General features: G+C 66.5%; 12 protein-coding genes. 2 read left to right on the top strand and 10 right to left on the bottom strand.

What is annotated here, in order from left to right:
* Window positions 1-4 precede the first annotated feature (4 nt).
* From IBX22_RS01810 to IBX22_RS01795, 4 genes are all read right to left on the bottom strand, one after another.
* Window positions 5-766 carry an NADH-quinone oxidoreductase subunit C gene (locus IBX22_RS01810; RefSeq protein ID WP_194813631.1) on the bottom strand — a complete coding sequence of 254 codons (762 nt, stop codon included), beginning with the start codon at window positions 764-766 and terminating at the stop codon, window positions 5-7.
* Window positions 763-1317 carry an NADH-quinone oxidoreductase subunit B family protein gene (locus tag IBX22_RS01805; RefSeq protein ID WP_194813630.1) on the bottom strand — a complete coding sequence of 185 codons (555 nt, stop codon included), beginning with the start codon at window positions 1315-1317 and terminating at the stop codon, window positions 763-765. The genes IBX22_RS01810 and IBX22_RS01805 overlap by 4 nt, the downstream gene beginning before the upstream one ends.
* 7 nt (window positions 1318-1324) lie before the next feature.
* Window positions 1325-1705: an NADH-quinone oxidoreductase subunit A gene (locus tag IBX22_RS01800; RefSeq protein WP_194813629.1), complete on the bottom strand. Its 381-nt coding sequence runs from the start codon at window positions 1703-1705 to the stop codon at window positions 1325-1327.
* Between the two features lie 412 nt (window positions 1706-2117).
* Window positions 2118-2528 carry a hypothetical protein gene (locus IBX22_RS01795; protein WP_194813628.1) on the bottom strand — a complete coding sequence of 137 codons (411 nt, stop codon included), beginning with the start codon at window positions 2526-2528 and terminating at the stop codon, window positions 2118-2120.
* 139 nt (window positions 2529-2667) lie between these two features.
* Here IBX22_RS01795 and IBX22_RS01790 point away from each other — a divergent pair, with 139 nt between their 5' ends.
* Window positions 2668-3858: an FHA domain-containing protein gene (locus IBX22_RS01790; protein ID WP_194813627.1), complete on the top strand. Its 1191-nt coding sequence runs from the start codon at window positions 2668-2670 to the stop codon at window positions 3856-3858.
* A gap of 83 nt (window positions 3859-3941) precedes the next feature.
* Here IBX22_RS01790 and IBX22_RS01785 read toward each other — a convergent pair whose 3' ends face one another.
* The 6 genes from IBX22_RS01785 to IBX22_RS01760 form a co-directional block, all read right to left on the bottom strand.
* Window positions 3942-4247 (bottom strand): hypothetical protein, encoded by a 306-nt coding sequence (locus tag IBX22_RS01785; RefSeq protein ID WP_194813626.1) that lies wholly within the window; start codon window positions 4245-4247, stop codon window positions 3942-3944.
* A 75-nt stretch (window positions 4248-4322) separates the two neighbouring features.
* On the bottom strand, window positions 4323-5201 hold the full coding sequence (locus IBX22_RS01780; RefSeq protein ID WP_194813625.1) for a phosphoribulokinase: 879 nt from the start codon (window positions 5199-5201) through the stop codon (window positions 4323-4325).
* A 14-nt stretch (window positions 5202-5215) separates the two neighbouring features.
* Window positions 5216-6307 carry a class 1 fructose-bisphosphatase gene (locus IBX22_RS01775; RefSeq protein ID WP_194813624.1) on the bottom strand — a complete coding sequence of 364 codons (1092 nt, stop codon included), beginning with the start codon at window positions 6305-6307 and terminating at the stop codon, window positions 5216-5218.
* Between the two features lie 6 nt (window positions 6308-6313).
* Window positions 6314-7282: an AAA family ATPase gene (locus IBX22_RS01770; protein ID WP_194813623.1), complete on the bottom strand. Its 969-nt coding sequence runs from the start codon at window positions 7280-7282 to the stop codon at window positions 6314-6316.
* Entirely contained in the window at window positions 7272-7694 is a 423-nt protein-coding gene (locus IBX22_RS01765; protein ID WP_194813622.1) for a ribulose bisphosphate carboxylase small subunit, read from the bottom strand. The genes IBX22_RS01770 and IBX22_RS01765 overlap by 11 nt, the downstream gene beginning before the upstream one ends.
* A gap of 11 nt (window positions 7695-7705) precedes the next feature.
* Window positions 7706-9148: a form I ribulose bisphosphate carboxylase large subunit gene (locus IBX22_RS01760; RefSeq protein ID WP_194813621.1), complete on the bottom strand. Its 1443-nt coding sequence runs from the start codon at window positions 9146-9148 to the stop codon at window positions 7706-7708.
* A 112-nt stretch (window positions 9149-9260) separates the two neighbouring features.
* On the opposite strand from IBX22_RS01760, the gene IBX22_RS01755 reads away from it, so the two are divergent.
* Window positions 9261-10130 (top strand): LysR family transcriptional regulator, encoded by an 870-nt coding sequence (locus IBX22_RS01755; protein ID WP_228538131.1) that lies wholly within the window; start codon window positions 9261-9263, stop codon window positions 10128-10130.
* Window positions 10131-10319 lie beyond the last annotated feature (189 nt).

Genomic DNA, 10319 nt, shown 5'->3' with positions numbered 1-10319 from the left:
TTCACTAGCTGTAAGCCCTCCGCTCGTCGGGCGGCGGGATACGCGCGCCCTTGTATTCGACCGGGATCCCGCCGAGCGGGTAGTCCTTGCGCTGGGGGTGACCGCGCCAGTCGTCCGGCATGAGAATGCGGGTCAGCGACGGATGGCCGTCGAAGATGATGCCGAAGAAGTCGTAGGTTTCCCGCTCGTGCCAGTCGACGGTGGGGTACACGCCGAACAGCGACGGGATGTGCCGGTCGTCGTCGGGTGCGGAGACCTCGATCCGCAGCCGGCGATTGTGGGTGATCGACATCAGCGGGTAGATCGCGTGCAGTTCGCGGCCCGCGTCGTCGGGGTAGTGCACGCCGCTGACGCCGAGGCAGAGCTCGAAACGCAGTGCGGCGTAATCCCGCAGGGCCTGCGCGACGGTCACCAGGTGCTCGCGCCGGACGTGCAGGGAGAGCTGGCCGCGGAAGACCACGACCTTCTCCAGCGCCGTCTCCAGGGCGAGGTCGGTCGCGGCCAGGGCGGCGCGCAGCGCGGCGACGACCTCGTCGAAGTAGCCGCCGTAGGGCGGGTGGCTGCCGCCGGGCAGCGTGACCGGGCGGACCAGACGGCCGTAACCGGAGGTGTCGCCGGTGTCGGTGCTGCCGAACATGCCGTGCCGGACGCCGATCACCTCTTCGCCCGGCGTGCCCGGATGTTCCTGGGGCAGTGTGCCTTCCGGGCCCGCGGTGGCGGCGGCGTCGGTTTCCCGAGTGGGGTTCTGCGGAGCGTCGAAGGTCATCGCAGCAGACCCTCCATCCGAATGGTCGGGGTGGAGGCGAGCGCGGCCTGTTCGGCGGCGCGGATCGCTTCCTCACGGTTCACGCCGAGCGGCATCTCCTGGATCTTCTCGTGCAGCGCGATGATCGCGTTCAGCAGCATTTCCGGCCGCGGCGGGCAGCCGGGCAGGTAGATGTCGACCGGCACCACATGGTCGACGCCCTGCACGATCGCGTAGTTGTTGAACATGCCGCCGGAGGAGGCGCAAACCCCCATGGCCAGAACCCATTTCGGCTCGGTCATCTGGTCGTAGACCTGCCGCAGCACCGGCGCCATCTTGTTGCTGACGCGCCCGGCGACGATCATCAGGTCGGCCTGGCGCGGGGAGGCGCGGAAGGCCTCCATGCCGAACCGGGCAATGTCGAAACGGCCTGCGCCCGTTGCCATCATCTCGATGGCGCAGCAGGCGAGGCCGAAGGTGGCCGGCCACAGCGAACCCTTGCGCAGGTAGCCGGCGAAGTCTTCCACGGTGCTCAGCAGGAATCCGCTGGGCAGCTTTTCTTCGAGACCCATTGTCTTTTCAGTCCCAACTGAGCCCGCCACGGCTCCACTCGTAGGCATAGGCGACGGAGACATTGACGATGAACAAGGCCATGGCGACGAACCCGAAGACGCCGAGCGAATCGAAGTGCACGGCCCACGGGTAGAGGAACACGATCTCGATGTCGAAGATGATGAAGAGCATGGCGGTGAGGTAGTACTTCACCGGGAAGCGTTGGCCCGCAGCGTTTCCGGGGCCGCCCGAGATGGCGTGTGGCGTCGGTTCGATACCGCACTCGTAGGCCTCCATCTTGGACCGGTTGTAGCGCTTCGGTCCGATCAGCGAGGCCATGATGATCGAGAAGATTCCGAACGCCGCTGCGACGGCGCCGAGGACGAGCGTGGGCATTTCCAAATTCACGGGATCGGTTCCCCTCCTTGTGAGCTGGGACGGGTGAATGTCGACCGGTCGGTCGGGGCTGGTCTCATGCCGTGCCCGCGCTCGTGTGAGCTACGGCACAGACTACAACTGAACCCGGGGCAGGCTACCCGAATGGTTCCCGTCTTTGATCGAATTCAGAACTGCGATTCATGACAGAAACGGTGGTAATCCGCGCGCGGTGTCACGTGACGAACCGCGAGGTGGGTCCGGGGTGTCGGGAATGCTGATGCTACCCATCGGTATCGGTGTTACCGATGAGTTGCGCACGACGCAGTTGATCACCGCGGCGCACTGTCAACCCCATTGACCAAGGTTGCTCATAGGTCGCTGGGAGACGCTGCGTGCGCAGCGGTGATCGTATGATGTGTTTGAGCTATAGCTCAGTGAAAGATCAAGCGGCGGCGCGGTTGCGCAGCAGGCTCACGACGGCGTCGGTCAGTTTGATCGGATCGATCGGATGCGACACCACGGCCTCGGCCCGCGACCAGTTCGCCAGCCAGGCGTCGTCGGGGCGGCCGGTCAGGACGAGAACCGGTGGGCAGTGCTCGATTTCGTCCTTGAGCTGTTTGGCGATGCCGAGTCCGCCGGTGGGGGCGGATTCGCCGTCGAGGATGGCGAGATCGATCCCGCCCGCGTCCATCTGGGCGATCACTACCGGGCCGGTGGCGACTTCCAGGTATTCGAGTTCCGGTAGATCCGGGTGCGGGTGTTTGCCCAGCGCCATGGTTACCTGGCGCCGAGTATCGGCATCGTTGCTGTAGACCAGCACTCGCAGCGGGGTGGAACGGTTCGCGTCGGCCACGCAGGGATGGTACGTCCGCGTGCACCTCCGCCGTAGCAGGTTCGCCAGATTCCGCGTGCCGCCGCTGCTTAGCCGTCCTCCCGCTTGGGTTTTCGTCGGTACGATTCGCGAAAGCTGGTTCGCGGTGAGGGGAGGGGAGATGCCGGACATCGAGGTGCTCGCCGGCACCCATCTCGTCGCCGCCGCCGACGGCGTGCTGATCGTCGTCGCCAATCGGGAGGACGCGCCCGCGACCCGAGCCTCGGCGGCCGGTGCGGCCTTGCTCGAAGTACAAGGGCTGGTGCGGGCGGCGGCCAAGTCGGAAAAGCAGCGCAGCGGGAAAGCCTTCGCGCGCTTGGCCACCAACTGGCTGATGGGGCTCGCCGACGAGGAGGCCGTCGAATTCGGGGTGCTCACGCCGACCACCACCGGGGTGGCCGTCTTCCTGCACGGTCGGGTGTCGGCGGTGCTCGCGGGCGCCGAACGCTCGGAGGTGCTGCGCGGTGGCGAGGCCGGATTCACGGTGGACCGCTTGGTGATTCCCGGGCCCGAGGTCGGTGCCGGGGTCTTCGTCGACGAGGGCGACCAGCAGTTCGACCTGCCCGGAGTGCGCGGTGTGTGCGTCCTGGCGGACGGCGCGGTTCCCGGCTCCGGCGGCGTCCTCTGGTACGGACAGCCGGTGTATCGCCCGCCCGCCGAACGTCCGACCACTCGGGATCGCTCCCAATCTGCCGCGGATCACGCTGTGGCGCAGGCGCGTTCACTGTCGAAACCCCGTCCGGAATCGGCGCCGGACGCCATACCGACCCCCGATGCCCTACCGGCCGTCCTGCGCGACCCGTTCCGCGACATCCTGGCCCCCGCGCCGACTGCCGGTCCGGCCGTCGTCAAGGGCTTCAAATGCGCTCGCCAGCACCACAATGACCCCCGCGTCACCGTCTGCGCGGTCTGCGGTATGCGCATGGACGAACGCACCGGCCTCCTGACCGATGGCGTTCGCCCGCCGCTGGGCTTGCTCCTCTTCGACGACGGCACCATCATCATCCTCGACGCCGACTGCGTCCTCGGCCGCGAACCCGAGCACTCCGCTGCCGCCCGCCGCGGCGCCCGCCCCGTCCGCCTCGACGACGCCTCCGGCGGTATGTCCCGCACCCACGCCGAAATCCGCCTCATCGACTGGGATGTCACCGTCCTGGACCTGGGCTCGGCCAACGGCACGCACCTGCGCGCCCCCGGCCACCCCGAATGGACCCGCGTAATCCCGGGCCACCCCCAGCCCCTGCGGCCCGGCGCCCAAATTCTGCTGGGCGCCCGCACCGCCACCTTCGATTCCCAGCACGGCCAGGTCTAGTGCTTTAGCATAATTTCATGGGGCACGGCGGCGCTGCCCGCTGTGGGGCGGGGCCCGGTGGATCGCACCGGACCCCGGCCGGCTCAGCGCGTTTGGTGCTGATAGTTGAAGTTCGGGTTTGCTACCTGCTGGTTGATGGCATTGCAGTAGGCGTATGCCTGCCCGGGCTGTTTGGCCCAGGGACCCCACGGCGACCAGGCGTTGTTCTTGCAGAGTGCTTTGATGCGAAACTCCTTGTAGGAGTTGGATCGGCACTCCACGCCCAGCGCGTTCTTATCCCACCAGCTGATGACGCAGCCGGGCACCGCCTGGGCCTGCGGCGGCGCCGTGACGATCATGCCGACGCTGATGGCGGCGACCGCCATCACGCCCCCGAGAACTCTTTTCATTGGGATTCCTCATCTCTCGTCCGCGTTCCGACCCTATGCCACAGCATAATTCAAGGATCTTCGACGTGGCCGGAATCAGCGAGATCGCTTGGGCCGCTTGTCCATCAGCCGGAGGATGAGGGGAGTGAAGATGAGTTGCATGGCCAGTTCCATCTTCCCGCCGGGGACGACGATGCAGTTCGGCCGTGACATGAACGAGTCGTGCAGCATCGACAGCAGGTAAGGGAAATCAATCACCTTGGGGTCGGCGAAGCGGATGACCACGAAGCTTTCGTCGGCGGTGGGGATGGTGCGGGCGATGAAGGGGTTCGAGGTGTCGACGGTGGGGACGCGCTGGAAGTTGACGTAGGTGTGGGAGAACTGCGGGCAGATGTATTTCACGTAGTCGGGCATGCGGCGCAGGATGGTGTCGATCACGGCTTCGCTGGAGTAGCCGCGTTCGGTCTTGTCACGGATGACCTTCTGAGTCCATTCCAGGTTGACGATCGGGACCACGCCCACGAGCAGGTCGGCGTAGCGGGCGACGTTGACCGAATCGGTGATCGCCGCGCCGTGCAAGCCCTCGTAGAACAGCAGGTCGCTGCCGGGCGCCAAGTCCTCCCATGGCGTGAAGGTGCCCGCGGGCTGGCCGAAGGGCTTCGCTTCGCCGTCGTCATGCAGGTATTTGCGCACCGAACCGACGCCGGTCTCGCCGTAGTCGCGGAACAAGGTCTCCAGTTCCTTCAGCAGATTCGCCTCCTCGCCGAAATGCGAGAAGGTGAAATTGCTGTTCTGTTCGGCGTCGGCCATCGCCGCTTTCATCTCGTTGCGGTCGTAGCGGTGGAACGAATCCCCTTCCACGATCGCCGCGTAGATGCCTTCGCGCCGGAAGATCTCCTGGAAGGTGCGGGTGACGCTGGTCGTGCCCGCACCGGAGGATCCGGTGATCGCGACGACGGGATGTTTGACCGACATGGCACCTCCTGGGGTTACACGGGATTGGCGCGGCCTGCTGGGCGGAACAGTGAGCGGGTCCCGAACAGGGAGCTGTCGAAGCGGGGACCCTCCTCGGGTTCGCTGTGGTAGTGCTCGATGCGCTGCACCTCGTTGCGGGAACCGAAGATGAAGGGAACCCGCTGGTGCACATGGGCGGGAACGACTTCGCGCACGCGCTCGCCGCCGGTGGTGGCCCAGCCCCCGGCCTGTTCGACGATGAACGCGATCGGGTTCGCACCGTAGAGCAGCGCCACCTGCCCCGGGCGCTGTGGCGGGCGGCTGTCGTAGGGGTACAAATAGACCCCGCCGCGGGTCAGGATGTGGAAGGTGTCCGCGACCAGGGACGCCACCCAGCGCATGTTGAAGTCCCGGGCCCGCGGGCCCTCCACCCCGTCGAGGCACTCGTGCACATAGCGACGCACCGGCCGTTCCCAGAACCGCTCGTTGGCGGCATTGATCGCGAAACCCGTTGTCTCCTCGGGGATTCGCATGCGCGGGTGGGTCAGCACGAACGCGCCGATCTCGCGATCGAGGGTGAACCCGTCGACTCCGCGACCGGTGGTGAGCACCAGCATCGTCGCCGGTCCGTACAGGGTGAATCCGGCGCACACCTGCTGGGTGCCCCGCTGCAGGAAGTCCGCGTCGGACGGCTCAGCACCGTTCCCGGCCGGTGCCCGCAGCACACTGAATATCGTTCCGACAGGCAGGTTCACGTCGATATTGGACGAACCGTCCAGCGGATCGAAGGCCAGCAGATATTTCCCGCGCCGACGCACGTCCGGCACCGGATGGACCCCGCTCATCTGCTCCGACAGCAGCGCCGAAAGATGGCCGGTCCATTGGGTTTCCGACACCATGATGTCGTTGGCGATGGCGTCGAGTTTGCGATGCACGGTGGGCGGCAGGTTGTCGGGCTCGGACGCGCCCAACGACCCCACGATCGCGCCCCGGGTCACCTGATTGGCGATCATCTTCGTCGCGGTGGCGACGACGTTCACCAGGGCGGAGAATTCACCGGACGATCCGGGATGCCGGTGCTCCTCTTCGATCGTGTAGCGGGTGAGGGTCTTCAGGCCTTCTGGCATCGGTGGCTATCCAGGCTCAAAAATGCTGCTGCCGTAGACATCTCGGTCGGTCAGCGTGATCAGGTCGGTTTTGGTGAGCGGGCGGTGCAGGTCCACCAGCCGCTTGGCCTGCCGGAGTCGGCAGCGGTCCAGGGCATTGCGGACGCTGCGGGCGTTGGAGAAACGCGGCCGTTCCATCCGGCGGGCCAGATATTCGGAGAAGGCGGTCTGGGCGGCGTCGTCGAAGCGAAAGTTCTGCTCCGCCACCATGAGAGCGGCGATAGCCAGTAGTTCCTCGTGCGTGTAATCGAGGAACTCCAGGTGGTGCGCGACCCGGGAGGACAGACCGGGGTTGGCGGAGAAGAAGCGTTCCATCCGGTCCGGGTAGCCCGCGAAGATCACCACCAGGCTGGCCCGCTCGTTCTCCATCTCCTGCAACAGGATTTCGATGACCTCCTGTCCGTAGTCACGCTCGTTCTCCGGCCGGAACAGGTAGTAGGCCTCGTCGATGAACAGCACGCCACCGGCGGCTTTGGCGATCGCCTCCTTGGTTTTCGGCGCGGTGTGCCCGATGAACTGGCCGACCAGGTCGTCGCGGGTCACGGTGTGCACCTTGGGTTTCCGGATGTAGCCCAGAGTGTGCAGCAGCTCGGCCATGCGCAGCGCGACCGTGGTCTTGCCGGTGCCCGGGCCGCCGGTGAAGCTCATGTGCATGGTGGGCCGGGCCGATTCGAGCCCGAAACGCTGCCGGGCCCGGTCGATCATCAGCAGGGCCGCGATCTCCCGGACCCGCCGCTTCACATTCGCCAAGCCCACCAGTTCCGCGTCGAGCCGGTGCAGGGTCAGTTCGACGTCGTCGCCCGCGATATCGGTCGAAAGATCCAGCACCGCATCGTCATCCAGGATGGGCGGCGGCTCCGGCGCGGCGGACTGCCCCGGCCGGGGCGCTTCGGCGCTCGGCCGGTGCAGCCGGAAACCGTTGCCCTCACCCGCCATACCGCGCGCCCTGTGGTTTCTCGGTGGCATAGGAGCGCAGACCGTAGGTTTGACGCCGGTCCGGTCCCTCGGTGCGGGTCAGCTCGAAACCCGGTTCGACCGCCGGGCGCTGCACCAGGAAACTCAGCGCGGTGGTCTGCCGGCCGAAGCGGGCGTCGTAGGCCAGCACCCGGACGTAATGCCGCGGGAAAGTGGCTCGGCAGGCATTGATTTCGGCGAGCACGCCGTCGGGTTCGTCGAGATCGAACAGCGGCAGCCCCCACATCTGCCAGTAGGCGTTGCGGGGATGCGGATCATCGGTGTACTCGATCGACACCGGCCAGTTGTTGAGCAGCGCGTAGCGCACTTGCGCGGCGATGTCGGCGTCGGTGAATTCCGGGAGATAGGCGAAGGTTCCGTGACGCAGATACATGAGCGGGCCTTTCAGAGGGTGGCCGTCGGCACCGCGTCGGGTGCGTCGGTGGAGGTGTAGTCGAAGGTCACATCACCCCAGGTGGAGAGTGCGACATCGAGCGGGCGGCACCATTCGGCGGCCTTGCGCAGGACCTCGGGGCCTTCCTTCAACAGATCGCGACCTTCGTTGCGCGCCTTGACAACCGCCTCCAGTGCGACCCGGTTGGCTTCCGCGCCCGCCGCGATGCCCAGCGGATGACCGATGGTGCCGCCGCCGAACTGCAGCACCACGTCGTCGCCGAAAAGGTCCAGCAGCTGGTGCATCTGGCCGGCGTGGATACCGCCGGAGGCCACCGGCATCACGCCGGGCAGGCTGGCCCAGTCCTGATCGAAGAAGATGCCGTTGCCCGGGTTGGCGGGAATGTGGTTCTCTCGCAACGTGTCGTAGAAACCCTTCGTGGTGGCCGGGTCGCCCTCGAGCTTCCCGACGACGGTGCCCGCGTGCACGTGGTCCACGCCGATCAGGCGGCACCACTTGGCCAAAACCCGGAAGCTCACGCCGTGCGTCTTCTGCCGGGTGAAGGTGGAGTGCCCGGCCCGGTGCAGGTGCAGCAGCACGCCGTTGCGCCGCGCCCAATGCGACATCGACTGCATGGCGGTGTAGCCGACGGTGAGGTCCATCATAATGACGACACTGCCGAGTTCCTTGGCGAATTCGGCTCGCTCGTACATGTCCTCCATGGTGGCGGCGGTGACATTGAGGTAGTGGCCTTTGATCTCGCCGGTGTCGGCTGTCGCCCGGTTCACGCCCTCCATGGCGAACAGGTACCGGTCGCGCCAGCGCATGAACGGCTGGGAGTTGATGTTCTCGTCGTCCTTGGTGAAATCCAGGCCGCCCATGCAGGCCTCGTAGATCACCCGGCCGTAATTGCGTGCGGACAGACCGAGTTTCGGCTTTACTGTCGCGCCCAGTAGGGGGCGGCCGTACTTGTTGAGGTACTCGCGTTCCATGACGGTGCCGTGCGGCGGGCCCTGGAAAGTCTTCACGTAGGCGACGGGGATGCGCATGTCCTCCAGGCGCAGCGCCAGCAGCGGTTTGAAACCGAAGACATTGCCGATCACCGAGGAGGTCAGGTTGGTGATCGAGCCTTCCTCGAACAGGTCGAGATCGTAAGCGACATAGGCGAAGTACTCGCCCGGCCGGCCGGGGACCTCCTCGACCCGGTAGCACTTGGCCTGATACTTCGAGTGCGCGGTGAGACGGTCGGTCCACACAACAGTCCAAGTGGCCGTGGAGGATTCGCCCGCTACCGCGGCCGCCGCCTCGATCGGATCCACACCGGGCTGCGGGGTCACCCGGAACACCGCCAGCACATCGGTATCGGAAGGTTGATAGTCGGGCGCGTAATATCCCATCGACGCGTAGGACTGCACGCCTGGATCCCAGCGATCCCGTTCGATTCCGTCGGCCATGAATCCTCCTGAGTCCGTGGGAATTCCAGGATGGGGCCAGCGGAGATCACAAACAATTTGATTGTTCCTGCGAATACTCAACCGTTTCTTTAAGTTTGCTACCTTCGATGGCATGGGCACGGTCAGCGCGACGCGGATGGAAACGTTCCTGGTCGTCGCGCGGCAAGGCAGCATCCGCCGCGCCGCGAGCCAGCTGCACGTCACCGAGGCGGCGGTGTCCGCGGCGGTCGCCCACATCGAAAAACAGCTGGGCGCCAAGCTGATCGCCAAAACCGGTCGCGGCATCGCGCTCACCGAGGCGGGGCGGGTTTACGCCGGGTATTGCCGCAGCATCCTCGGTCTGATGAAGGAGGCGCACGCCGCGGTCCAGCAGGCCGAGACCGGGCGGCTGCGCATCGGGGTCGTCGCGACCGCCGGTGAGTACGTCCTGCTCCGCCCGCTGGCGTCGTTCCGCAGGCGCTATCCCGAGGTCGAACTCAGCCTGTCCGTGCACCCCCGCGACGTGCTGTTCGTCGAATTGCAGCACCACGAAACCGATTTGGTGATCGCGGGCCGCCCGCCCCGCGACGCCGCCCTGGTCACCCGCGCCCGCCGCCCCAGCCGCCTGGTGGTCGTCGGCACCCCCGGCCGCCATCCGCTGCGCAGCACCTGGCTGCTGCGCGGCCGCGGCTCCGGCACCCGCGACGCCACCCAGGAACTCCTCGGCCACCTCGGCATCAACCCACCCACCCTCACCCTCGGCTCCCACGGCGCGGTCCTGGCCGCCGCCCGAGAAGGCCTGGGCGTCACCCTGATCCACAGCGACGCCGTCGAAGCCGACCTCGATTCCGCCATCCTCGCCATCCTCCCGGTCGAAGGCACCCCCCTCGACCGCCCCTGGCACGCCATCACCACCGGCACCCCCACCCCCACCACCCGCCTCTTCCTCGCCCACATCCTCGACCCGGGCCAGGTCGGCGGCGACGCCTTCTACCCACCGTGACCGGTCTCTGACTCCACCGGTTGCGATCGGCTCGATGCGATGTTCGGTGAGGCTCGGTGTATTGCCGCCGTCGAATGATCGAAGTGACGCGGTCGACGGGGGAGTTGCCGCAGCCAGGTGCCGACTGATCCTTCTTCGAGCGTCGGGAGCACAATGGGCGGCGTTCTGGCGTGGATTGATGGGGTGATG

Source organism: Nocardia sp. XZ_19_385 (assembly GCF_015355755.1).
Classification (GTDB): domain Bacteria; phylum Actinomycetota; class Actinomycetes; order Mycobacteriales; family Mycobacteriaceae; genus Nocardia.
This window is presented reverse-complemented; position numbering and strand designations above follow the sequence as displayed.